This window comes from Mucilaginibacter ginsenosidivorax (assembly GCF_007971525.1).
Taxonomy (GTDB): domain Bacteria; phylum Bacteroidota; class Bacteroidia; order Sphingobacteriales; family Sphingobacteriaceae; genus Mucilaginibacter; species Mucilaginibacter ginsenosidivorax.
This window is the reverse complement of sequence record NZ_CP042437.1, coordinates 2104075-2130027: the sequence shown is the minus strand read 5'-3', so window position 1 is coordinate 2130027 and position 25953 is coordinate 2104075. Positions and strand designations below refer to the sequence as shown.

The 25953-nt window shown below is 42.0% G+C and carries 23 protein-coding genes; 22 read left to right on the top strand and 1 reads right to left on the bottom strand.

What is annotated here, in order from left to right:
* Positions 1-64: 64 nt before the first annotated feature.
* The 19 genes from FSB76_RS08985 (at position 65) to FSB76_RS08895 (ending at position 21855) form a co-directional block, all read left to right on the top strand.
* Positions 65-1045 (top strand): deoxyhypusine synthase family protein, encoded by a 981-nt coding sequence (locus tag FSB76_RS08985; RefSeq protein WP_147053254.1) that lies wholly within the window; start codon positions 65-67, stop codon positions 1043-1045.
* Positions 1046-1296: 251 nt separating this feature from the next.
* Positions 1297-2559, top strand: a complete 1263-nt coding sequence (locus tag FSB76_RS08980; RefSeq protein ID WP_147053253.1) for a cytochrome c3 family protein — start codon at positions 1297-1299, stop codon at positions 2557-2559.
* A gap of 37 nt (positions 2560-2596) precedes the next feature.
* On the top strand, positions 2597-5653 hold the full coding sequence (locus FSB76_RS08975; RefSeq protein WP_147053252.1) for a TAT-variant-translocated molybdopterin oxidoreductase: 3057 nt from the start codon (positions 2597-2599) through the stop codon (positions 5651-5653).
* Between the two features lie 27 nt (positions 5654-5680).
* The gene (nrfD, locus tag FSB76_RS08970) at positions 5681-7153 is read left to right on the top strand and encodes an NrfD/PsrC family molybdoenzyme membrane anchor subunit (protein ID WP_147053251.1); all 1473 of its coding nucleotides are present in this window, start codon (positions 5681-5683) and stop codon (positions 7151-7153) included.
* Between the two features lie 2 nt (positions 7154-7155).
* Complete coding sequence (locus tag FSB76_RS08965) at positions 7156-7692, top strand: DUF3341 domain-containing protein (protein WP_147053250.1); 537 nt, start codon at positions 7156-7158, stop codon at positions 7690-7692.
* Positions 7685-8260, top strand: coding sequence for a c-type cytochrome (locus FSB76_RS08960; protein ID WP_317131369.1), 576 nt, complete (start codon positions 7685-7687; stop codon positions 8258-8260). Before FSB76_RS08965 ends, FSB76_RS08960 begins: the two co-directional genes overlap by 8 nt.
* 13 nt (positions 8261-8273) lie before the next feature.
* Positions 8274-9536 carry a quinol:cytochrome C oxidoreductase gene (locus FSB76_RS08955; protein WP_147053248.1) on the top strand — a complete coding sequence of 421 codons (1263 nt, stop codon included), beginning with the start codon at positions 8274-8276 and terminating at the stop codon, positions 9534-9536.
* 47 nt (positions 9537-9583) lie between these two features.
* Positions 9584-10777 carry a cytochrome c oxidase subunit II gene (locus FSB76_RS08950; protein WP_147053247.1) on the top strand — a complete coding sequence of 398 codons (1194 nt, stop codon included), beginning with the start codon at positions 9584-9586 and terminating at the stop codon, positions 10775-10777.
* A gap of 122 nt (positions 10778-10899) precedes the next feature.
* The gene (locus tag FSB76_RS08945) at positions 10900-12699 is read left to right on the top strand and encodes a cytochrome c oxidase subunit I (protein ID WP_147060926.1); all 1800 of its coding nucleotides are present in this window, start codon (positions 10900-10902) and stop codon (positions 12697-12699) included.
* A 141-nt stretch (positions 12700-12840) separates the two neighbouring features.
* Positions 12841-13902 (top strand): COX15/CtaA family protein, encoded by a 1062-nt coding sequence (locus FSB76_RS08940; RefSeq protein ID WP_147053246.1) that lies wholly within the window; start codon positions 12841-12843, stop codon positions 13900-13902.
* A complete protein-coding gene (gene cyoE / locus FSB76_RS08935; RefSeq protein ID WP_147053245.1) occupies positions 13899-14780 on the top strand; it encodes a heme o synthase in 882 nt (293 codons plus the stop codon). Before FSB76_RS08940 ends, cyoE begins: the two co-directional genes overlap by 4 nt.
* 4 nt (positions 14781-14784) lie before the next feature.
* On the top strand, positions 14785-15369 hold the full coding sequence (locus FSB76_RS08930; protein WP_225976458.1) for a cytochrome c oxidase subunit 3: 585 nt from the start codon (positions 14785-14787) through the stop codon (positions 15367-15369).
* Between the two features lie 21 nt (positions 15370-15390).
* Positions 15391-16113, top strand: coding sequence for a cytochrome c oxidase subunit 3 (locus tag FSB76_RS08925; protein ID WP_147053244.1), 723 nt, complete (start codon positions 15391-15393; stop codon positions 16111-16113).
* Positions 16114-16126: 13 nt separating this feature from the next.
* Complete coding sequence (locus tag FSB76_RS08920; RefSeq protein WP_147053243.1) at positions 16127-16471, top strand: cytochrome C oxidase subunit IV family protein; 345 nt, start codon at positions 16127-16129, stop codon at positions 16469-16471.
* A complete protein-coding gene (locus tag FSB76_RS08915; RefSeq protein WP_147053242.1) occupies positions 16471-17169 on the top strand; it encodes an SCO family protein in 699 nt (232 codons plus the stop codon). The genes FSB76_RS08920 and FSB76_RS08915 overlap by 1 nt, the downstream gene beginning before the upstream one ends.
* 5 nt (positions 17170-17174) lie before the next feature.
* Complete coding sequence (locus FSB76_RS08910) at positions 17175-17750, top strand: DUF420 domain-containing protein (RefSeq protein WP_147053241.1); 576 nt, start codon at positions 17175-17177, stop codon at positions 17748-17750.
* Positions 17751-18021: 271 nt separating this feature from the next.
* On the top strand, positions 18022-18900 hold the full coding sequence (locus FSB76_RS08905) for a carbohydrate kinase family protein (RefSeq protein ID WP_147053240.1): 879 nt from the start codon (positions 18022-18024) through the stop codon (positions 18898-18900).
* Positions 18901-19097: 197 nt separating this feature from the next.
* Positions 19098-20195 (top strand): vWA domain-containing protein, encoded by a 1098-nt coding sequence (locus FSB76_RS08900; protein ID WP_147053239.1) that lies wholly within the window; start codon positions 19098-19100, stop codon positions 20193-20195.
* Positions 20196-20349: 154 nt separating this feature from the next.
* Positions 20350-21855 (top strand): sigma 54-interacting transcriptional regulator, encoded by a 1506-nt coding sequence (locus FSB76_RS08895; RefSeq protein WP_147053238.1) that lies wholly within the window; start codon positions 20350-20352, stop codon positions 21853-21855.
* Between the two features lie 154 nt (positions 21856-22009).
* Here the strand turns inward: FSB76_RS08895 and FSB76_RS08890 are convergent, their stop codons facing one another.
* Positions 22010-22942 carry an Rpn family recombination-promoting nuclease/putative transposase gene (locus tag FSB76_RS08890; RefSeq protein WP_147060924.1) on the bottom strand — a complete coding sequence of 311 codons (933 nt, stop codon included), beginning with the start codon at positions 22940-22942 and terminating at the stop codon, positions 22010-22012.
* 133 nt (positions 22943-23075) lie between these two features.
* Here FSB76_RS08890 and FSB76_RS08885 point away from each other — a divergent pair, with 133 nt between their 5' ends.
* The 3 genes from FSB76_RS08885 to FSB76_RS08875 are packed head-to-tail and all read left to right on the top strand — an operon-like array spanning position 23076 to position 25890.
* The gene (locus tag FSB76_RS08885; protein ID WP_147053237.1) at positions 23076-24356 is read left to right on the top strand and encodes a metallophosphoesterase; all 1281 of its coding nucleotides are present in this window, start codon (positions 23076-23078) and stop codon (positions 24354-24356) included.
* 27 nt (positions 24357-24383) lie between these two features.
* Entirely contained in the window at positions 24384-25271 is an 888-nt protein-coding gene (locus FSB76_RS08880; RefSeq protein ID WP_225976457.1) for a UbiA prenyltransferase family protein, read from the top strand.
* A gap of 1 nt (position 25272) precedes the next feature.
* A complete protein-coding gene (locus tag FSB76_RS08875; protein WP_147053236.1) occupies positions 25273-25890 on the top strand; it encodes a class I SAM-dependent methyltransferase in 618 nt (205 codons plus the stop codon).
* Positions 25891-25953 lie beyond the last annotated feature (63 nt).

Here is a 25953-nt window from a genome sequence, read left to right as displayed (position 1 = left end):
TTCATTTAAAAATCATAATCCCGCAAAATTCCTACTTTTGCAACTGAATTTTTATTGATACACTATGAGCATCACACGAGGACCAATTTCGCAGTTTATTGAACGCAACTACCTGCATTTTAACTCCGCAGCATTAATGGATGCCGCCAAGGGATATGAAACCCACCTTAATGAAGGCGGTAAAATGATGGTTACCCTTGCCGGCGCAATGAGCACCGCCGAACTGGGGATTTCATTGGCCGAGATGATTCGCCAGGATAAAATTGCTATAATCTCCTGTACAGGTGCAAACCTGGAAGAAGATATCATGAACCTGGTAGCACACTCGCATTACAAAAGGGTGCCCAACTACCGCGATTTAAGTCCGCAGGAAGAATGGGATTTGTTAGAAAACCATTACAACCGTGTTACCGATACCTGCATTCCCGAAGAGGAAGCTTTTCGCAGGCTGCAAAAACACATCCACAAAATATGGAAAGATGCTGATGACAGTGGCGAACGTTACTTCCCGCACGAATACATGTACAAGATATTGTTAAGCGGCGAACTGGAGCAATATTATGAGATAGATCCTAAAAACTCATGGATGCTGGCTGCTGCCGAAAAAAACCTGCCTATTGTGGTACCCGGATGGGAAGATAGCACCATGGGTAATATATTTGCATCATACCTTATCAAAGGCGAGCTTAAAGCATCGACCATGAAAAGTGGTATAGAATATATGGCCTGGCTTGCCGATTGGTATACCAAAAACTCATCGGGCAAGGGTATAGGCTTTTTCCAGATAGGCGGCGGTATTGCAGGCGATTTCCCGATATGTGTGGTGCCTATGCTTTACCAGGATATGGAGATGCACGATGTACCTTTCTGGAGTTATTTTTGCCAGATATCTGATTCAACAACATCATACGGTTCTTACTCGGGCGCTGTTCCTAATGAGAAGATAACCTGGGGTAAGCTGGATATCCATACGCCTAAGTTTATTGTGGAGAGTGATGCCACCATTGTAGCCCCGCTTATATTTGCCTGGATATTAAAACAATAAAAAGTTTATAATCGATATTGATGGTAAAACCATTAATAAATTTTCAAAATGGCATTAATATGCTTTAAAGAGTATTTAAATGACATTTTTGTGTTTATTTAGAACGATTATAAATTATAGGTTACTGTCATTTATGTGTCAGCGATACTGTAATAAATTTTACTTTTGTGGCTGTAAAAAGCAGATGGGTTACACATCTTTACAGCAGAATAAAACATTAATATAAAAATTATTTAGCATAAATACACTTTATGAGAAGTTTCTCATTGATTTTTAAACAATTCTCAAGGTCGGTTTTACTGATTGTTGGGTTTGCTTTCTGGGGTTTTTCTGCTGCTTACGCGCAAACAGATGCTGCTAAGGGCGAAACCATTTTTAAATCCAAATGTACAGCCTGTCATAAGATCGATCAGATCATGACCGGTCCGGCGCTTGGTCCGCAGCTTACCGAAGAAACGGACGACAAGTACCTTACCAAATGGATTCAGAACAACCAGGCTTTAATTGCTGCCGGTAATCCTAAAGCGCTTGCCATTGTAAAGAAATTTGACGGCAAAGCGATGACCACCTTTACCGAGCTTTCTGATGCTGATGTAGGTAATGTTATTACTTATGTGCGTGCAGAGTGGAAAACGATTTCGGAAAAACCAAAGGTTGATCCCAATGCGCCCGGTGCCGAAGCAAAAGGCCCAAGCGAGCTGGTTGTTTGGGGCTTAATTGGTATCGTTATTATCGCTTTCATCCTGATCATTGTTTTGAATAAGGCTGCAGGCTCGTTAGAGCGTGTTTTGGCTAACAACAAAAACATTGTAGTTGAAGATGAAGCGGTTGTTGCCGAGACCGACAAAAATGTACTGCTTAAAAAGATCTTAAAAAACAAAAAACTTGTATTCTTTATACTGGTTTGCGGCACCATTGCCATGGGCAGCTGGGGTTGGGTTACCTTGTGGAACACTAACGTGCATACAGGTTATCAGCCGGTACAGCCTATCAAATACTCGCATGAACTACACGCCGGGCAAATGAAAATTGATTGCCAGTATTGCCACGGCGGTGCTTATAAATCAAAAAATGCTTCTATCCCATCATTAAACGTATGTATGAACTGCCACAAGGTTGTTAAAACCGAATCGGCAGAGATACACAAGATATATGATGCTTTGGGTTACGATCCAAAAACTCAAAAATACGATAGCACTGCAGCCAAGCCTATCCAATGGATACGTGTTCATAACCTGCCCGATCTGGCTTACTTTAACCACTCGCAACACGTAAAGGTTGCCGGTATTAAATGCCAGGCTTGCCACGGTCCTGTTGAAACCATGAAAGAGGTTTACCAATACTCGCCGCTTACTATGAAATGGTGTATCCAGTGCCACAAACGCACCGAGGTTAACGCCAAAGGCAACGCTTATTACGACAGCATTCTTGCAGCACATGATAAGATTAAAAAAGGCGAAAAAGTTACTGCCGCTGTTTTAGGTGGTATCGAGTGCGGTAAGTGCCACTATTAATAAATAAGAATTTAGCATTACAGTTTATATAGCTTAAATGGACAGCAATAAAAAATACTGGAAAGGTTTAGAAGAACTAAACAAAACCCCAGAATTTGTTGAGAAAAATAAAAACGAGTTTGCAGAGCCTATCCCTATCGAGGATTTGCTGAGCGGATCTGGTTTATCGGCTAAAACCCCACGCCGCGACTTTTTAAAGGCGCTTGGCTTTGGTGTTGGTGCTGTTACGCTGGCTGCTTGTCAAAAAGTGCCTGTACACAAATCAATCCCTTACCTTATAAAACCTGAGGAAGTTACACCTGGTGTAGCTAACTACTACTCTTCATCATATGAAGGCCAGGCTATTTTGGTAAAAACCCGTGAAGGCCGCCCTATTAAAGTAGAAGGTAACCCTAACGATATTTTTGCAAAAGGTGGTTTAAGCGCGCAGGGCCAGGCTTCAGTGCTTGATCTGTACGATGCAAACCGCACCCAGGACCCTAAAATTAATGGCGCTGATGCGGCATGGCCCGAAGTTGACGCGTATGTATTACGCGAACTTGCCGCTGTTGCAGCATCGGGTAAAGGCATCCGTATAGTTACATCAACTGTACACAGCCCGTCTACCTTAGGTGTTATTGCCGATTTTGTTGCAAAATACCCTACTACAAAACACATCAATTACGATGCGGTATCATACACCGGTATTATCCAGGCTAATCAAAACAGCTTTGGTAAAGCCGTATTGCCACATTACAATTTTGATAAAGCAGAAGTGATTGTAAGCTTCGGTGCCGATTTCCTTGGTTCATGGATATCGCCAGAAGAGTTTACCCGCCAATACGTATCAAACCGTAACAGCAAATCGCTTGAGGCAAAGAAAATGTCTCGCCACATTCAGTTTGAGGCAGGAATGAGCTTAACCGGTACCAATGCCGATAACCGTTTCCCTATTAAACCATCTGAAGAAGGCATCGCTTTATTAAGCTTATACAATGCTATTGCCGGTACAAGCCTGGCAGGTGCAAAAAAATTAAGCAATAAGGCAGCCGATACAGCTATCACCTTAGTTGCTAAAGAATTGTTAGCAGCAAAAGGCAAAGCACTGGTAGTTGCAGGTTCAAATGATGTGGCTACACAAACTTTAGTAAACGCCATCAACTCCTTATTAGGCAGCTACGGCAACACTATTGATTTGGATAATCCATCAAAACAATACGCCGGTAACGATCAGGATTTTGTTGGCTTTGTGAACGAATTGGCCGCCGGCTCGATAGGCGCGGTTTTATTCCTGAATGCCAACCCTGCTTACGATTACTTTAAAGCAAAAGAATTTACAGACGCGCTTAAAAAAGTACGTTTAACCGTGTCATTCTCTGATCACGGCGACGAAACCGCTTTGCTATCAAAAGTAGTAGCGCCAAATCATCATTATTTAGAGTCATGGGGCGATGCCAACGCTGTTGAAGGTTATTATACCGTAATACAGCCAACTATCAACCCGGTTTACAATACCCGCCAGGCCGAGCATAGCTTATTAGTTTGGGCCGAAAACCCGGTTAAAGATTACTACACTTACGTACGTAACACCTGGGATAAAGGTTTATTAGCTAAGGGTGGTTTATCTGGCCAAAAAGGATGGGAAAGCTTATTGCAGGCAGGTTTAATAAAAGCTGCCCCCGCAACTGCCGGAACCTACACTTTCAGCCACGATTTAAATGCAGTAGCACAAACTATTGTTGACCATAGCAACAGCCTGGTATCTGGTGATAAATTTGAATTACAGGTTTATCAATCGGTAGCGATGGGCGATGGTAAACGCGCCAACAACCCATGGTTACAGGAATTGCCCGACCCGGTATCTAAAGTTACCTGGGATAACTTCGCGGCCATGTCGATGACTGATATCCAGAAATTGGGTTTCGAAGAAGGTGATGTAATTAAAGTAGAAGCTAACGGCTACTCGGTTGAAGTTCCGGTATTGGCACAGCCAGGTCAGGCACAGGGCACTATATCAATTGCTGTTGGTTACGGCCGCGTTAGCGCAGGCCTTGTAGGTAACAACGTGGGTAAAAACGCTTTCCCTTTCTACAGCTACCGTAACGGTACCTTCCAAACTACTGCGGTTATTACCGACTTCAAAAAAACAGGTATTATATCGCCGCTTGCGCAAACACAAACCCACCACTCATACGAGGGCAGGAGCGTTATTCGCGAAGCTTCATTTACAGCATACAAAAAGAACCCTGCTGCCGGTAGCGGTAACGAGGGCGAACATAAAGATTACAACAAAACATCACTTTGGGATGATCATGACCGCCCCGTTTATAACTGGGTTATGGCTATTGACCTTAACGCCTGTACCGGTTGCGGCGCCTGCGTTGTAGCTTGTAGTGCCGAAAATAATATCCCGGTTGTAGGTAAAGACGAGGTAAAACGTCGTCGTGAGATGCACTGGATCCGTATTGACCGTTACTACAGCTTTAACGATCATGGCGACAGCGAAGAAGCGATAACCAAAGAGAAAGATATTGCCAAGCTTACCAATTTTGATAATGTATCGGTTGTTCACCAGCCAATGCTTTGCCAACACTGTGATCACGCACCTTGCGAAACAGTTTGCCCGGTATTAGCAACCGTTCACTCATCAGAAGGATTAAACCAAATGGCTTACAACCGTTGTATAGGTACACGTTATTGCGCAAATAACTGCCCTTACAAAGTACGCCGCTTTAACTGGTTTAACTACTGGAACGACTCACGTTTTGATAACTACCTGAATAACGAGCACACACAATTGGTATTAAATCCTGATGTTACTACACGTTTCCGTGGGGTAATGGAAAAATGCTCAATGTGCGTTCAACGTATCCAGGCCGGTAAGTTAAAAGCCAAAATCGAAAAACGTCCGCTTAAAGATGGCGAGATCAAGGTTGCCTGTCAGCAAACCTGTTCTGCAAACGCTATTGTTTTCGGTAACGCGAATGACCCTAACTCTGAAGTTTCAAAAGCATTGAAGAGCGAAAGAACTTACTACGTGCTTGAAGAGTTAAACGTACAGCCAGGTATTGGTTACCAGGTTAAGGTTAGAAATTTATCAGAGTTAGAGGCTTAAATTTTTTATATACAGATAACAAAATATATGTCATCTCATAGTGAATCAATAATAAGGGAACCGTTAATTACGGGTGAAAACATCACCTACGGTCAGATTACTGACGATGTATTACGCCCCGTAGAAAATATGCCGGGTAAGGCCTGGTGGATCGGTTTTAGTGTAGCATCATTGGGTGCCCTGCTTTGGGTGGTTGCCATCAGCTACACATTCTGGTTTGGAATCGGTGCCTGGGGCTTAAACAAAACAGTTGGATGGGCCTGGGACATTACCGGCTTCGTATGGTGGGTAGGTATTGGTCACGCCGGTACGCTTATCTCGGCAGTATTGCTGTTGTTCCGTCAAAACTGGCGTAACTCTATCAACCGCTCGGCCGAGGCGATGACCATCTTTGCGGTAATTTGCGCCGCCACCTATATCGGTGCGCACATGGGCCGCCCATGGATGGCTGTTTATTCATTACCATTGCCAAATCAATACGGCTCATTATGGGTAAACTGGAACTCTCCGCTTATCTGGGACGTATTCGCGATATCAACTTACTTCTCAGTTTCATTGGTATTCTGGTACACAGGTTTATTACCTGATATCGCTACCATTCGTGACCGTGCAACAGGTTTACGTCGCCGTATATACTCTGTAATGTCATTCGGCTGGACAGGTTCAGTTAAAACCTGGCAACGTTTCGAGACCGTGTCATTAATCCTGGCCGGTATCTCAACACCACTGGTACTTTCGGTACACACCATTGTATCTATGGACTTTGCAACATCACTGGAACCAGGGTGGCACACCACCATCTTCCCTCCGTACTTCGTTGCGGGTGCTATCTTCTCCGGTTTCGCCATGGTACAAACGCTGTTATTGGTAGCACGTAAAGTATTAGGGTTAGAAAACTATATCACCATGTTCCACATTGAGTCGATGAATAAAATCATCCTTTTAACCGGTTCAATAGTGGGTGTGGCTTACTTAACCGAGCTTTTCATCGCATTTTACTCTCAGGCAGAGTACGAGCAATACGCGTTTATGAACCGTATCTCGGGCCCTTACTGGTGGGCATACTGGAGCATGATGACTTGTAACGTAATTACGCCGCAGTTATTCTGGTTCAAAAAAATCCGTACCAATATTCCATTGGCCTGGACACTGTCAATCGTAGTAAATATCGGTATGTGGTTTGAGCGTTTCGTAATTATCGTAACCTCGCTGCACCGCGATTATATCCCTTCAAGCTGGGCTATGTTCTATCCAACCTGGGTTGATGTGAGCATTTTTATCGGGTCTATCGGTTTATTCTTTACCATGTTCCTGTTGTTTGTGAGGGTACTACCTTCAGTGGCAATGGCCGAGGTGAAACTGATCCTGAAAAGCTCAAGTGAGCAAGCTAAGAGAAAATTACTTGAAAGTGGCCATGTTGAACCTGCCGAGGCTGAGTTCTACATCAATTCATTAGGCAAGTTTGATAGTGTTGAACAGTCTTCATACGAAAAAGTATAAAAATGAGTAGCACCAAATATATATTAGGAATTTTTGATGATCCCGATGATCTGATGCACGGTATCGACAAATTACAAAAAAATAGTGTCCCTATTTACGATGTTTATTCGCCATGCCCAATTCACGGAATCGATGCTAAATTAGGCATCAAGGATTCGCGTTTAGGATATGCAGCCTTCATGTTTGGCTGTTTAGGCGGCACTATCATGTTCAGCATGGTTTATTATATGCTTGTTCACGATTGGCCAATCAACATCGGCGGTAAAAACTTTTTTGCCATCCCCGATTTTGTACCGGTAACTTTTGAGTGGACGGTATTGTGGACAGCGTTTGGTATGACATTTACTTTCTTTTTTGCTACGCACCTTTTCCCGGGCCGTGCACCAAGAGTAATGGACCTGCGTGCTACCAACGATAAGTTTATCATCGCAATTGACGCAAGGGGCAATACGCCAAACGCAGATATTGATAGTATATTAAAAGAAGCAGGAGCTGTAGAAGTTAAGCATAACGACAGAAAATATGTTAGCTATGAATAAGATTAAAATAATAGGAACATTAGTTATGATTATCGCTGCTTCGATAGTTGTAACATCATGTAAAGATAAAAGGAGTACCGGTTGGGAATATGCACCTAACATGTATGAGCATACTGCTTACGATCCTGATCAAAAGAACAGTCAATTTAAAGATGGTAAAACTGCACAGGTACCACCGGCCGGAACAATCCCGGTAGGTTTTACAAAGTTTGATTATCCTAATACCAAAGAAGGTTACGAGCTGGCAAGCGTTGAGGTTAAAACCGTAATTGCGCAAACCCAGGCAAATTATGCTGATGGAAAATTGCTTTTTGCACACTACTGCTCGCCATGCCATGGTTTAAGTGGCCAGGGTGATGGTTTAGTGGTTCAGCATGGTTACCCACCACCGCCGTCTTACTCAAAAGGACAATCATCACGCGGTGGCGCTATGAAGGATTTAACTGACGGTAAAATTTATCATACTATTACTTACGGTGTAAACGCGATGGGCTCTTATGCTTCTCAGTTAAACCCCGAAGAACGCTGGAAAGTGATCATGTATGTTCACCATTTACAAACTTTATAAGAAATAATATTTAATGAGCACTCATAATAGTTTCGACGAGCAATTTGTGTTTACCGGTAAGGTAAAGACATTGAGCCTTGCTGCGATAGCAGTGGGGGTTGTAACCATAATTGCCGGATTTTTAACAAATGGTGAACGTACCTTTGCAAACCTATTGCTGATGGGGTATTACTTTGCCTGTGTTTGTATGGCCGGTGTATTTTTCTGCGCGTTGCAATATGTAGCCCAGGCAGGCTGGTCGGCATCATTGATTCGCGTACCACAGGCATTCGCAAAAACGTTGCCCATTGCGGCTACTATATTACTTGGTATTGTTGTAGCAGGTTTGTTTATAACACACACTACCGAAATTGAAGGCAAACAGGTGGTTGCACCTTATTTATATAAGTTGTGGGCCATCGCCGGTGTTGAAATTAAGGGAAATGCCAATTTTGACCCAATTATTGCCGGTAAACACGTATTTTTAAATAAGGGATTCTTTTTAACCCGTATGATTGTGTTCATGGGTAGCTACGCTATTTTTGGCCAGTTACTTGTGAAATACTCTGAAGGCGAAGATGATTTGGGTGGTATGTTTTACTACAAAAAGAGTTTTACCATTTCATGTTTGTTCCTGGTAATATTTGGTTTCACTACGCCAATATTCGCTTTTGATACCATTATGTCGTTAGAAGCACACTGGTTCTCGACTATGTTTGGCTGGTACAACTTTGCAGCAATGTGGGTTAGTTGTTTAGCCATCATTACCTTAACAATTATTTATTTAAGGCAAAGTGGTTACATGCAATGGATTACACAAGACCATTTGCATAACCTGGGCCAGCTGATGTTTGGTTTCTCTATCTTCTGGACCTATGTATGGTTTGCACAGTTCTTACTGATCTATTACGCCAACATTCCTGAAGAAACAGTTTATTTTATTCGCAGATGGGAGCCCGAATTTAAGCCGTGGTTCTGGTTAAATATTGTAATTAACTTTTTAGCGCCATTGCTGATCATCATGGCACGTGATTCAAAACGTACCACCAGCGTGTTAAAGGTTACCTGCTTTATTTTAATTATCGGTCACTGGTTAGATTATTTCCAGATGGTAATGCCAGGTACGGTAGGCCCAACATCACACTGGTATACAGAGATACTTTGGATTGAGGTGGGTGTTGCTATTGGCTTTGTAGGGTTGTTTGTATTTTTGACTATGAGCGCGTTAAGTAAGTTCAAATCAATGATACCTAAGAAACACCCTTTCCTGCAGGAGAGCCTTCATCATCACATATAATAATTGTTATTTTTGCATCAAATACAGAATACCAAACAAACATTAAAATGGCATTCAAAAAATTAATAAATTCTAAAACCATACTATCGTTTTTTGCAGCGTTTATGCTTTTTGGCACAAACCTGCTGATGGCGCAAACTCCGGCTGCCGCAGCCGGTACAGGCGAAGATGCCAACCAGGTTGACTGGACGGGTGTTGCCTATTATGTGCTGATATTTTTTCTGATATGCCTTGGTGTAGCTGTAATAGGTAAAATTTTAAAGATCTATGACCTTACCCTTAAAATTCAGGGTAAAAAAGGTTTAAAGTGGAACAATGTAATGGGCGTTATTTGCCTTGTATTCCTGCTTGCAGGTTTATATGGCGCATATTGGTCGTTTACTGTTCAAGGCAGCATGACATTGCCCGAAGCAGCGTCAATCCACGGTGTAAAAATTGATGAAATGTTCACGGTTACTACTATTTTAACCATGATCGTTTTCTTTATCACCCAGATACTGTTGTTCGGATTCCTGTTTAAGTACCGTCATTCTGATAAACGCCGTGCACACTTTTTGCCGCACAACAATACCATTGAAAAAGTATGGACAATTGTGCCGGCTATAGTGCTTACTATCCTGGTTGTGTTTGGTTTCTTTACCTGGCAAAAAATTATGGATGATACCGATGCCAAAGGCGAGGTAGCTTCTATCAATATTGACATCACCGGTCACCAGTTTGCATGGGAATTACGTTACCCAGGTAAAGATGGCAAGTTAGGCCCTAAGAGCTTTAAGCTTACAACCGCTTCAAACAAGTTGGGCGTTGATTTTACAAAGAAAAGCAGTTTTGATGATTTATCTGCCGATACGATGTATCTGCCGGTAAACAGGTCGATTAAATTGAACATACAGGCACAGGATGTAATCCATAGTGTTTATATGCCGCACTTCAGGGTGCAGTTAAACGCTGTTCCGGGATTACCAACATACTTTAAGTTTACCCCGACCATTACTACTGCAGATATGCGTCATAAACTTGATGACCCGAAATTTGAATATTTAGTATACTGTAATAAAATTTGTGGTGGTGGTCACTACAACATGCAAAAAGTTGTACGTGTAGTTTCAGAAGCCGAATACCTGGAATGGTTGTCGCACCAAAAACCTTATTTAACCGATGGGTTAAAAAAGGAGTTGCATTTCGCTGATGCGGAGCCGCAAAAAGCAGTGTCACAAAACAGGTTAGCGTTAAATAATTAATATAAGATAAAAGAGCGATTATGTCAACAGTAGCAGTTCACGATCACGTAGTAGCACACCACGACGAACACGGTCACGAACATCACCATAACGAAACTTTCGTGTCTAAATACATATTTAGCATGGATCACAAAATGATCGCCAAGCAATTCCTTATCACAGGTATTACTATGGCGGTTATCGCAATGATTTTATCAATCCTTTTCAGGATCCAACTGGCTTATCCAGATAAAACATTCCCTTTATTAACAACTTTACTGGGTCACTTTGCACCTAATGGCCGTATCAGTACCGAGTTTTACCTGTCGCTGGTTACCATTCACGGTACTATCATGGTATTCTTTGTATTAACTGCCGGCTTGAGCGGTACCTTTGCCAACTTATTGATCCCTTTGCAGATCGGTGCGCGTGATATGGCTTCGCCTTTCATGAACATGCTATCGTATTGGTTCTTCTTTATGGCCAGCGTGGTTATGTTATCGTCATTTTTTGTTCAAAGCGGCCCTGCAAGCGGTGGCTGGACAATTTACCCGCCGTTATCTGCTTTGCCGAAAGCGATGCCAGGTTCAGGTATGGGTATGACATTGTGGTTAATTAGTATGGTAATGTTTGTTGCATCATCATTAATGGGTGGCATCAACTACGTAAGTACCGTATTAAACATGCGTACAAAAGGGATGGACCTTTGGAAAATGCCTTTAACTATCTGGGCTTTATTCCTTACTGCTATATTAGGTATCCTTGCATTCCCGGTACTTGTTGCAGGTGTGGTGTTGCTGATATTTGACCGTAGCTTTGGTACCAGCTTCTACTTATCTGACATTGTATTGAACGGCGTGCAACAACCTTATGAAGGTGGTAGCCCAATCCTGTTCCAGCATTTATTCTGGTTCCTGGGTCACCCGGAGGTATATATCGTTATTATGCCTGCAATGGGTATCTCATCTGAGGTTATGTCGGTAAACTCACGTAAACCAATCTTTGGTTACCATGCGATGGTTTACTCACTGATAGGTATTACTGTGTTGTCATTCATTGTATGGGGTCACCACATGTTTGTAACCGGGATGAATCCGTTTCTTGGTGGTGTGTTCATGATCACTACGTTGATCATCGCGGTGCCATCTGCGGTAAAAACTTTTAACTGGCTGGCCACACTATGGCGCGGTAACATCAGGTTTACACCTGCCATGTTGTTCGCTATCGGGATGGTGTCATTCTTTATCTCTGGTGGTTTAACAGGTATCTTCCTGGGTAACGCTGCTTTGGATATCAACCTGCACGATACTTACTTTGTTGTTGCCCACTTCCACCTGGTAATGGGTTCGGCAGCTATATTTGGTATGCTTGCCGGTGTTTACCACTGGTTCCCTAAAATGTTTGGTAAACTGATGGACGAGAAGTTAGGTTACCTGCACTTCTGGTTAACTTTCATTGGCGCTTACCTGGTGTTCTTCCCTATGCACTTTATGGGTCTGGATGGCGTTCCCCGTCGTTACTACGCGTTCACCGAGTTTGCGTCGATGCAAAAATGGTTAACTATAAATACGTTTATTACATGGGCGGCTATCATGGCAGCTTTGGCACAGGTGGCTTTCATATATAACTTTATTGTATCGATATTTGCAGGTAAAAAAACCACGCAAAACCCATGGCAGTCAAACACCCTGGAGTGGACAGCACCTGTAGAGCATTTGCATGGCAACTGGCCCGGCGAAATACCTACTGTTTACCGTTGGCCATATGATTACAGCAAGCCTGGTGCCGAAGAGGATTATATACCACAAACAGTACCTTTCTCTCAAACCATGAGCTCTAACCTGCCGCATGATTTTGAAGATAACCCTGCCGGTATGGATGAGTTGAAAAAATTTAACGACAAGCTGAAAGCAAACGACAGCGAATCACCAAAAGAATCTTAATACTGATCTGATCTTTTAGGGTACCGGGCTAAATTTGAGGATTTGAAAATTTGAGAATTTGAAAATATTACATCTTCAAATTTTCAAATTCTCAAATTTTCAAATAAAGATGGTACCCTAAATTTTTAGAAGATATTTTAAATGAATACAGCCGCACCCAACAAGCGTTTTCAAAAAACAGGCCTCATAACAATCGTTTTACTTTTTGTTTTGATACTTGCGGGCGGCGTTGTACGTAGTTCAGGTTCGGGCATGGGATGCCCTGATTGGCCTAAATGTTTTGGCCGTTATATCCCGCCAACAAGCAGTGCCGATTTGCCTAAGGATTATAAGCAAACCTATGTTGAAAAGCGGCTGGCCAAAAATCAGCGTTTTGCCAAAACACTGGATGTTTTTGGTTACAGTGAACTGGCCCGCCGGATTCGTGAAGACAGGTCGATCCTGGTACCCGAGGAGTTTAATGCCGGCAAAACCTGGACAGAATATGTGAACCGCCTAATCGGTGCAGTATCAGGAATATTTTTGTTGCTATCGGCCGTTTACTCATTTGGATATTGGAGAATAGATAAGAAAATTACCTTATTAAGCATATTTAATTTGATCCTGGTTGTTTTCCAGGCCTGGCTTGGTTCTATCGTGGTATCAACTAACCTGGTGGCATGGATAGTTACAGTGCATATGTTATTAGCGTTGGCCATACTTGCTGTATGTATTTATACTTATCACCTGGCCCGGGTTTATGGCAATGGTAAGTTAAATACAAGCCCGGTTATATACATTATAACATTGGCAGCATTGGTATTAAGCGTTTTGCAAATAACATTCGGTACTGAAGTAAGGGAGAAGATAGACGCCGTAGCTGCCCATTTTCAAGGAGGTTATCGTAATAACTGGATAAAAGGGGCAGGCGAGATTTTTACACACCATCGCGATTTGGCAATTTTAGTTTTTGTGATAAACGTGGTGTTATATGCATTAATCCGTAAAAAGTTTAACCGGCATTCAATCCATCAGCAGCTGATGAGCTTTAATTTTTTAATGATTATGCTGCAGATTGTTACCGGCATTTTGCTTTCGTATTCGGCCTTGCCACCGGTAGCGCAGGCAGCACATATTGTATTGGCAAGTTTAATATTCGGGGCGCAGTTTTATTTGCTGTTGAATTTACATCAATCGGTTAATGTTAGGGGGGTAAGCAAATGAAATGGAGCGATTATTCAAAACTGATTAAATTACGGCTTACCTTTTTGGTTACGTTTTCTGCTTCGATCTCGTTTTTGATAGGTAGCATGGCCAACAATCATGCACATTGGGTAAATGGTATTAATTGGGTTAACTGGGTTAAGCTTATTATAGGCGGGTTCCTGGTTACATCGGCAGCCAATGGGTTTAACGAGATTATTGAGAAGGACCTGGATAAGCTGATGAAACGGACAATGGACAGGCCATTACCCTCAGGTAAAATGACCAACGGGCAAGCCCTGGTTTTAAGCCTGGGCATGGGTATGGCCGGAACCTATTTGTTAGGCAGCCTTAACCTGCTCACGGGCTTGTTATCGGTATTTTCGATATTGTTATATGCATTTGTTTATACACCGCTGAAACGTGAATCGCCCATAGCGGTATTTGTAGGGGCAATACCCGGCGCATTGCCACCGCTTATTGGATATGTAGCCGCCCAACAACACGGTCGCATTGATGAGATAGCGCTGATTTTATTTGCTATCCAGTTTGTATGGCAGTTTCCGCATTTTTGGGCTATTGCCTGGGTGTTGGATGATGATTATAAACTGGCTGGTTTCAGGCTGTTGCCTACGGGCAACCGCAATTTAGGAAGTGCGGTAATTACCTTTATATTTACACTGATATTGGTACCGGTAAGTTTATTGCCAACCATTTACCATTATGGTGGTTACTATGTTGGAGCAGTATCATTAACATGCAGTGTTATTTTTTTATACCAGGCTTATAACCTGTTGCGTACACAGCAAATTGAGGCGGCCCGTAAATTAATGTTTGGCTCGTTTATGTATTTGCCCATAGTACAATTAATGTTTTTATTTGATTTTATAGGAAAGTGAAAGTATGATGGCTTCGATTCAAAAAAATCCCGACAGGCTTGATCTGGAACCCAAAAAATTCAACATGTGGATATTCATATTCACTTCGTTTATGTTTTTTGCGGCTTTAACCAGCGGGTTTATAGTTTACAGCGGGGGCAAAGGGCATGGGCTTAACGTAATTATGCCAAGTGCGTTTATGTACAGCACAGCGGTTATTATTATGAGTAGCGGTACCTTGTTTTTAGCACAAAGGGCAGCAAAAAACATGCAGGTTGGCGTACAGCAACTGTATTTATGGCTAACGTTTTTATTGGGTGCAGCTTTTTTTGCCATCCAGGTTTATGGCTGGTACGTGTTAACTTATAAAATGAACGTGTATTTAACTGATCCTAATGCATCGCGTTCATTTGTTTATATATTTACAGGTACACACCTGTTACACATTGTTGCAGCTATATTACTATTATTGAGCACCCTTTGGGGTACATACAGAAGTGTTCCGCAGGTACGTAACCTGTATAAAATGCAAATGACTTCTATTTTTTGGCATTTTCTCGGAATTATATGGATTTATCTGTATGTTTTTTTACTTTTGAACCAAAATTAACACACCATTATTTAAGTACAAATGAGTACAACAGTATCACAAATTGATGAAGTAAAAACAACTCCGTGGTCTGGAGGGAGGTCTCCCTTCAATGTTGAGTACGGAAAAATTATGATGTGGTTTTTTCTCCTTTCGGATGCATTTACCTTTTCGTCATTATTAATTTCTTACGGTTCACTTCGGTTCAGCGCAAGTGTTTGGCCGGCAGCAGATAAAGTTTTCCAATCGGTACCTGGCTTGCTTGATAGCGGCGCCCCGTTAGTTTTCGTGGGTATCATGACCTTTATACTTATCCTTAGTTCTGTTACTATGGTATTAGCTGTTGAGGCTGGTCATCGTAACGCAAAAAAGGAAGTTGTTTGGTGGATGATAGCCACAGTTATTGGTGGTTTTATGTTCCTGGGTTGCCAGGCATTAGAGTGGGCTCACTTACATCATGAAGGATTTTGGTGGGGTAGTACGCCTGCGTTAGATGAGTTAGGTAAATTCTTCAATGAAGGCGGTACCGAAGCGGCAAGGCATATGACCGCGCAGGAGTTTGCCAACCTGTTTTTCACCATCACCGGTTTCCATGGTTTCCACGTATTTACAGGAGTTATCATCAACATCATCATTACTGTTAACGTATTGTTAGGCACCTACGAAAAAAGAGGCAGCTACTTGATGATTGAGAAGGTTGGCCTTTACTGGCACTTTGTAGACCTTGTTTGGGTATTTGTGTTTACCTTCTTTTACTTAGTTTAAAAATATTACATATATGTCAACAGAATCACACGAAGTTCACCACGAGGCTGGCGATCATCAATCAATGACTAGGGGGAGAATAGTAAAAGTTGCCCTTATATTGTCAGCTATTACAGCGGTTGAATTTATTATCGCTTTATACCTGGTGCCCAAAGGTATCCTTCCGATACATTTTGCTAATCCTGTGTACATTGTATTAACACTGTTTAAAGCGTTTTACATTGTTGCTTACTTTATGCACTTAAAGTTCGAAAAGCTTGGTTTGGCTTTAGCTATTATTGTCCCAATTTTATTTATAATCGGTTTAATCCTGGTGCTTACTAACGAGAGCCATCACTGGATTGATCTTCGGGGGTAATGAAAACTGCCATCTGGAAAAAAATTACAGTCCTGGTGCTCATATTAGCAGTACCAGGATTTTTGTATTATTTACTAACCGCTAAAGGCAAAAACCGGTATAAGCCGCTTGCCCATTTTGGCCCAAAGGAGGTAGCCAAAACCAGCCACCGGTTTCACGGTAAGGATATCCCCGATACCAATTACTACCAGCTGCCCTCATTTAAACTAACCGACCAGGATGGTAAAACCTTTACGGAGGCCAACCTTAAAGGAAAGATATTTGTGGCGAGTTTTTTTTATACCCATTGCCCTACCGTTTGCCGCACCATCAATAATAATCTTAGTTACCTTGTAGGTACTTATTGGAAAAACAAGATGGTGTATTTTACATCAATCACGGTTGACCCTGACCTGGATACACCGGATGTTTTAAAAAAATACCTGCAAAGTTTTAAACCCGAATCAAACCGTTGGGTGTTTTTAACCGGCGATACCACATCAGTATATAACCTGGCCCGCAAAGGCTTTTTGGTTGATGCAGTACAAACAGGCAAAGACGATTTTATATACAGTGACAAGCTGATATTGATTGACCAGGACAAGCACATCCGTGGTTATTATTCAGGAGCCAACACCAATGATGTAAACCGCCTGAATGACGAGATAAAGGTGCTGATAGCCGAAGAGCTGCGTAAAGTTGATAAAGCCTTATATTAACAGATATGACCGATAAATTTATACTTCGTTTTGTTGCAGCCGTTACCATATTTGTAATAGCCGTAGTTGTTGTGTTAAACAGGCACCTTATTCCGGGCCCGGCGGTAGCACCCGCATTTACACCATACCTGCCTATGCTTAACGCGGTATTAAACGGCACCTGTACCGTGCTTTTATTGCTATCCTTATACTTTATTAAGCAAGGCAATATAACAGTGCATAAACGGCTTAATATCCTCACGTTTTGTTTATCGTCAACCTTCCTGGTATCCTATATCCTGTTTCACTACCTCATGCGCCACGATACGTTGTATGGCGATGCCAACTTTGATGGCGTCCTTTCCGATTCGGAACGTGCCCAGGTAGGGGGGATGCGTACATTGTATCTCTCTATCTTAACACCGCACATTATATTGGCGGCGGGGGTATTGCCACTAATATTACTGAGTTTTTACCGGGGCCTGCAAATGCAGGTTGAAAAACACCGCAAACTGGTACGCTGGACTTTTCCGATATGGCTGTTTGTAACAGTTACCGGCGTAATAGTTTATTTAATGATTAAGCCCTACTACCAGTTTTAAGGCCAGACGCTGATTGTTTTCCATATGCCTCGTTGGTAGAAATGAGGCTGGATTGTGCCCCATATAAGCATCAAACAACACCTTGTTTAGTGTTAACCATAGTGTAAACATAAGATATTGATAGATAAGTATTTGTAAATACTTTATCCGAAATGTGTTAAGTTATGTTAACCCACTTAGGTGTGTTTTTCACGTAAAATGCTGCTAAATTCTTAAACCGTGTAAAAAATCCTGCTATATTTGAGTTTACTCCCTTAAAAAAATCTCTTTTATGAAAAATCAGGTATTAAGCTTCGGCGAAGTTTTATGGGACGCTTTTGGCGATGGTAAAAAAGCAGGCGGCGCGCCTATGAATGTGGCCAGGCACCTGGTACAGCAAGGCGTAAAGGTTGCCTTTGCAAGTTCGGTTGGCTTGGATAACAGTGGCGACATGCTGATTGAATTCCTGAAGTCGAACGGACTGTATTCCGACCTCATCCAGCAAGAGGATGAATACCCAACCTGTGAGGTTACCGTGCAGCTTGACGAAAATAACCAGGCTACCTACATCATCCCCGAGCCGGTTTCATGGGATTATATCGAAACAACCGATGCGCTAAACGCGGCGGCTAAAAACTCGGCCGCCATTGTTTACGGCAGCCTGGCCTGCCGCTCCACCCAAACGCGCGAAACATTGCTCAACCTGCTCGACGAAACGGATGCTCTTAAAATATTTGATGTAAACCTGCGTCCGCCGCACTACACACTATCCACTATCGAAACACTGGTAGCCCGTGCCGATGTAGTGAAAATGAACGAAGATGAGGCCAACCTGTTAATTGGCGGCAGCAGTAGTTCGTTACGCGACCAGATAACCGAATTTCGCTCCAAATACCATAACCGCACCATCTGCGTAACCCGGGGAGAGCATGGCGCTATAGTGTGGCACGATTATGAGTTTTATGAGAGTCCCGGATGTCCCGTAAAAGTTGGTGATTCGGTAGGTGCGGGCGATGCCTTCCTGGCCACTTTTGTGGCAGGGTTGCTGGCCAATCACCCAATGCAAACGGTTGTTGATAAAGCGTGTACTGTTGGTGCCTATGTTGCCAGCCAGCGCGGCGCCAATCCTATATATCCCACCGAGCTTTTAAATAGTTTGGTGTATATATAGCAATGGTAATGGGTTATGAGTTTCAAGTATTGAGTTTTACAAACCTACATTTTTTGCGGTGTTTATAAAACTCAACACTCGTTACTTACTACTCAATACTCATTTGTCATACTTACCTAACAATTTGTTTTAATCCCGGCCGCCTCAAACTTTTCCTGAAAATTATCCGTTCCTTTATAGTACAGAAAGGACAAAATATGCGTGGTTTTGGATTTTCCAGGTTCACCCCCAACCAGATCCCTAAAGGCGGATTTGAAGAATTACTGAAATTATTCCTCGAGTTGCTCAATTATACATCGGGCGATGCAGGCGAAGCTTTAGCCTGGCTAAACGAACTTGATAAACAATACAACCTTACCAACGATGATTATGGTATGGGCGATTTTATTGACGAACTTAAGCAAAAGGGATATTTAAGCGACGACCAGCAAACCGGTGGTTTTAATATCACGGCTAAAACCGAACAAAGCATCCGCCAATCGGCATTAGAAGAGATTTTTGGCAAGCTAAAAAAATCGGGCAAAGGAAATCACCGCTCGCCACAATCAGGGCAGGGGGATGAAAAAAACGCCGAACGCCGGGAGTTTGAGTTTGGCGACAGCCTGGATCAGATAGATATGACCCAATCTATCCATAACGCACAGGTTAACCACGGTATCGGCGATTTTATGATGACCGAGCGCGATCTGGAAGTAGAGGAAATGGATTATAAAACGCTTACCTCTACTGTGTTGATGATAGATATCTCGCACTCCATGATCCTTTACGGCGAGGACAGGATAACCCCGGCCAAAAAGGTAGCCATGGCTTTGGCAGAGCTCATCCGCACCAAATACCCCAAGGATACGTTGGATATTGTTGTTTTTGGTAATGATGCCTGGCCCATAACGCTACAGGATTTGCCATACCTGCAGGTTGGCCCTTACCATACCAATACCTATGCTGGGCTCGAACTGGCAACAGATTTGCTGCGCCGCCGTAAAACACACAATAAGCAGATATTTATGATTACCGATGGTAAGCCCACCTGCTTAAAAGAAGGTACCAGGTATTATAAAAACAGCATCGGCCTGGATAGAAAAGTGGTTAACAAAACCCTGAACATGGCAGCACAATGCAAGCGCCTAAAAATACCTATCACCACCTTTATGATAGCCAAAGACCCTTACCTGCAACAGTTTGTGCGTAAATTTACAGAGACTAATGGCGGCAAGGCCTTTTACAGTTCGCTGAATGGCTTAGGTGAGTATATTTTTGAAGATTATATTAAGAACAGAAGAAAAACGGTACGCTAATTTGAAGATGTGTTAATTTGAAGATTTGAAAATGTTATTTTTCAATTTCGACAGACATAACTTCCCCAATAAAATAAAGACATCAGCTGGCAATTTGAAGATCATGGGGTTTCCATTTTCAAATCTTCAAATCCACAAATTTTCAAATTCAACAATGAGTAAATTATTAGATATAAAAAACCTCGGTCAGCTAAAAAAAAGCGGTTATAAAAGCCGTTCGGTTAAGGACGAATTGCGCGCCAACCTTATAGAACAGCTTAAAAAACGTGAAGGTGGATTTGCAGGTATCATCGGTTTTGAGGATACAGTAATACCCGATTTGCAAACAGCCATTTTATCGCGCCACAATATTTTACTGCTTGGCTTACGTGGCCAGGCAAAAACCCGTATAGCGCGTTTGCTAATCAATTTACTTGATGAATATGTGCCCTATATTATAGGATCAGATCTGTTTGACGATCCGTATAATCCAATATCGTGGTACGGCCATAGTGTTATCGAAGAAAAAGGAGACGAAACGCCAATTGGCTGGATTCACCGCTCAGAGCGTTACACCGAAAAACTCGCTACGCCCGATGTTACTGTAGCCGATTTAATTGGCGATGTGGACCCTATTAAAGCCGCCACATTAAAACTAACCTATTCTGACGAGCGTGTTATCCACTTTGGATTAATCCCGCGTGCACACCGCGGTATATTCGTGATTAACGAATTGCCCGATTTGCAGGCACGTATCCAGGTATCGCTATTCAATATCTTACAGGAAAGAGATATCCAGATACGCGGTTTTAAGTTGCGACTGCCTTTAGATATCCAGTTTGTATTTACAGCCAACCCTGAAGATTATACCAACCGTGGTTCCATTGTTACGCCGTTGAAAGACAGGATTGAAAGCCAGATATTAACGCACTACCCGCGTACGGTTGAAATTTCAAGAAAGATCACCCAGCAGGAAGCATCGTTGACTGACGAGCAACGTAACACCGTTGAAGCCGATGACCTGGTAAAAGACCTTATTGAGCAAATTGCTTTTGAGGCCCGCAACTCCGAGTATATCGACAAAAAATCGGGCGTATCGGCGCGCTTAACCATATCGGCTTATGAAAACCTGGTTAGTAATGCCGAACGCCGGATGATCATGAACCATGAACCTGGCACCTTTGTACGCATTACCGACTTTTTGGGTGTTATCCCGGCCATAACCGGCAAAATTGAATTGGTTTACGAGGGCGAGTTGGAAGGCCCCGGCAAAGTGGCCAACATCCTGATAGGTAAAGCTATTAAAACACTGTTGCTAACGTTTTTCCCCGACCCTGAAAAGGCTAAAAAGGCTAAAGGAGTAAATCCTTATGCCAGCATTATCAATTGGTTTGGCGAGGGCAATAACCTTGCTTTAGTTGATGACATGTCGGCAATTGACTATAAAAGAGAATTATCTGAAGTGGCTGGCTTAAAAGACCTGGTGAAAAAACTGCATCCGCGCCTGAGCGAAAACCAAACTTTATTGCTGATGGAGTTTGTGTTGCACGGCCTGTCTGAATTTTCGCAATTAAACAAAGGATTTCTGGATAATGGTTTTGCATTTTCGGATATGTTTAACAGTTTGTTTAACCTGCAACCTGACGAAGACGATCTTGATTTGGATGATGACCGTTATTAAATAATTGAAAAAAATTTAGCGTTCTACAACTTTAGATATAGCATTATTTGGATGCTGGGGAAGGATTAAATTATCAGCCCTTTAAATCCAATAAAAAACCTGCAAACTTTACAAGTTGCAGGTTTTTTAATTTACATGTTTTCCAATATATAAACTAAAGCTTTTCTATCTCTTCAATTGATAGTTTAGTGAACTTTGCTATTTGAACTGCCGGGAAGCCCTCCTTTTTCATTTCACTGGCAATTGCAATGGCTTCTTCATATTTACCCCTTTCCATGCCTTCTTTAATGCCTTCCTGCCTACCCTCTTTAATACCCTCCTGTCTGCCAGCCTCTCTACCTTCATTTAAAGCATAATCCAGTACATTTTTATTGTCCCATTTGTATTTTAAGCTGCTATCGTACATCGTTTTTTCCTCCTTGCTCAGGTTAGTATATTCCGCTATGTTAAATAGTTTTTCAAATATCGGTTTCCTTAAATAAACCGGAATCTTATCCATTTGACTCATGTTTTTTAAAACATACAGCCATTTGTCTAAATCGGTTTCCAACTGGGTCTCCGTTTTTACAAATCTACTCAATTCAATATATGTATAACCCAGTTTATCGTAAAATATTTTACCGGTCTCCCTGTTACACAGGCAAATATCGTGTAAGTAACCAAGCTCAGTATCAATCTCTAATGTGAAATCCTCCAACAAAGCAACCAGATATACTTCCGTCAAATTATAAGCCCAATCGCTCCGTCTGCCTTTTGGTGCCTGGTTGCTTATTAAGCGGCTGGTGTAAAATAAAGCTCTTTCCTTAAAATATCCTTGCCGTCCTCTTTGTACCTCTATCAAAAATTGCTCGCCGTCCGCACCGGTACAAAGTAAATCGAATATAGCAGCACCTTCATCTTTTAAATCTCCCGGATGCTCATTCTTATTATAAACCAAATCAACAATGTGTTTGCGTCCTCTAAAAACTTCGTTTAAAAAAGCAGTGAGCAAATCCTTATTAGGTTCACTTCCAAATATCTTTTTAAAGGCAAAATCTACCAGGGGATCTATATATTTCCCGGTAACAGGTGGTTTACTTTTGTGCATCATCAAATATAAAAGAATACATTATTCCCAAATTGCTCCTGGAAGGCTTAATGCCCTGCCGATTTGCCAAACTACACCAGATTAGCTTTTATTCAATCACAAAAAAACTTTAATATTGATACCTTTGCTATAGATGACGGAACAGGCACTTAATATCATATTAATCATTTCGGCACTTTTGCTAATTGACCTTTATGTATTAAACGGCATTCGTGGAGCTTTCCAGAAATGGCATTTTTTACGAAAAAAAGTATTTACCTTTTTATACTGGGCAGCTTGCCTTATTGTTATTTTCGGCTTACTTACCGGTGTTTATGTACATTTTGCAGGCCTTGGCGTTCGTGCAGCGGGCCTGCTCATATTTTCGCTGCTATTTATTGGCAAACTCACATTTTTACCGTTCCTGATTATTGATGATATCAAACGTTTGCTGGCATGGCGTAAAAACAGGTTTAAAAATCAAACATCCGACTATAATGCGCTCGTTCCTCCGGAAAACATTCCACGGTCAGAGTTTTTACTAAAGGCGGGGTTGCTTGCCGGGGCTATTCCGTTGGCTGCTATAAAAATAAATATGGCCAAGGGCTTATATGATTATCATGTACGCTATCAAACCCTATACCTGCCCAATTTGCCAAAGGCATTTGACGGCATTAAACTGGGTCAAATTTCTGATATTCATTCCGGAAGTTTTTACAATAAAAAAGCGGTACTGGGCGGGGTAGAAATGCTTTTGAAAGAGAAGCCTGATTTTATATTTTTTACCGGCGACCTGGTTAATGGCCAGGCCAACGAAATGAGGGATTACCAGGATATTTTCAGCAAAGTGAAGGCGCCACTTGGCGTATACTCATCTTTCGGTAATCACGATTACGGGGATTATGGCGACTGGCCAAATGCAGCAGATAAAATAAAGGATCACCAGGATCTGATACTTACCCACAAAAACATGGGCTGGGATTTATTGCGCAACGAGAATCGCCGCCTTAAAATAAATGGTGAAGAAATCGGCATCCTCGGCATCGAAAACTGGAGCCTGCACAGCCGCTTCCCTAAATATGGCCGCATGGAGCTGGCTACCAAAAACACCGATGATCTGCCAGTAAAACTTCTGCTATCACATGATCCTTCGCACTGGCGGGCACAGGTTTTAAAAGATTACCCGCAAATTGATGTCATGTTCTCGGGCCATACGCATGGTATGCAATTTGGTGTACGTACAAACGACTTTCAGTGGAGCCCAATAAAATACGTTTATAACGAATGGGCGGGCCACTACCAGCAAGGCAGCCAACAATTATATGTAAATGTAGGTTATGGCTTTGTTGGTTTGTACGGCAGGGTTGGAATATTACCAGAGATTACGATATTTACATTAAAAGCCGGGCATGCTCCTTCGGGTAAGCTTACATAACATATGCCCCAGGCACATTCATTACCAATGAAAAGAACGCTTCAGTCTGTTTTTGATTTTCTGCTGTTCAGTAATATCTTCATGTCGCTTTGTGCGGTAGCACAAGCCTTGGTAACATTCCACTTAATAGGGTCAAAACCGGTGTTGCCGGTATTGGGTTTGCTGTTTACTTCTACATTAGGAATATATAACTTCTGTATTATTATAACCAAACCTCAAAAACCCGAAACATCGCCTTATAAACGTGTACGCTGGTTTTTTGCTCATTACCGGCTTATGGTTACGTTTACCATAGTTTCGTTATTATCGCTGGTTCCATTATTTTTTTTGATTACCATTGAATCAAAAATCCTCCTGGTTTTTCTGGGTATTTTATCATTTGCATATGGCCTCCCCCTGTTTGCTGTAGGCGAGCAAAAATTCGGGCTGCGTAATATACCCGGCCTAAAACCATTTCTTATTACCCTGGTATGGACAATGAGTTGCGTGCTATTCCCTATACTCGAGGCAATGCATTTCCATGCCGCCAGTGTATCCATGCGCGATACTACTATACTAATAGCCAAACGATTTTTATTCATAGGCGCACTCACTATACCTTTTGATATCCGAGACCTTTTTGACGACCGCAAAATGGGCCTGAAAACCATCCCCGTAGTTTGGGGCGAAAAAAATGCATACCTGTTTTGCCAGGTATTATTAGCCGGCTACGTGGTTCTCCTGTTTATTTTCAGGAACAATGGATTTAGCCCCGATTTTTTTGCGTTAACATTGACTGTATTTTTAACCGGCTGGCTTATCTTTAAATCGGCCTGGAAAAAAGACGAGTATTATTATTTCTTTTTTATGGATGGTGTGCTCGTCCTTCAGTACGTAGTGCTGTTAGCCGTCAACCTAATCTTCAAAAGCCATTGATATGGCTGCCAGCTTTAATAATTCGGCCGGATTTTACGATTTCCTTTCGCGTTTAGTTTATGGTAAAGCCATAATCAATACGCAGCTTTATTTAATTGATCACATTCGCCCCAACAATAATATACTCATAGTTGGCGGAGGCACAGGCTGGATACTTGACGAAATTACAAAGTTGCATCCAACAGGGTTAAAGATAACCTATGTAGAAGCAGCAAAACGGATGATGCAGCTATCCAAAAAGAGGAATACCGGCGGCAATGAGATTGTTTTTATAAATGATGTTATTGAGGGCGTCAACCTCCCCGCCGGCTTCGATGTAGTGATAACTCCTTTTTTATTCGATAATTTTACGGAAGGAACATTAAACAGGGTATTTAATAAAATACATACGTTACTAAAACCCAATGGACTTTGGCTCAATTGCGATTTTCAATTAAAAGGTAAATGCTGGCAGGCCTTCCTTTTAAAAAGCATGTTTTTATTTTTCAGGCTTATTGACGGTATAGAAGCTAATAAGCTACCGGAAATTGAGGCTTGCTTTAATCGCAACAACTATTCTCCAAAAAGCGAACGAACTTTTTTTGGCGATTTTATTGTGGCCAGGGTTTACAGGAAATAGGCACGTCATTACCTGTAAAAGCAATGACGTTATCATACGTCTATTCAATTCCAAATCCGAAAT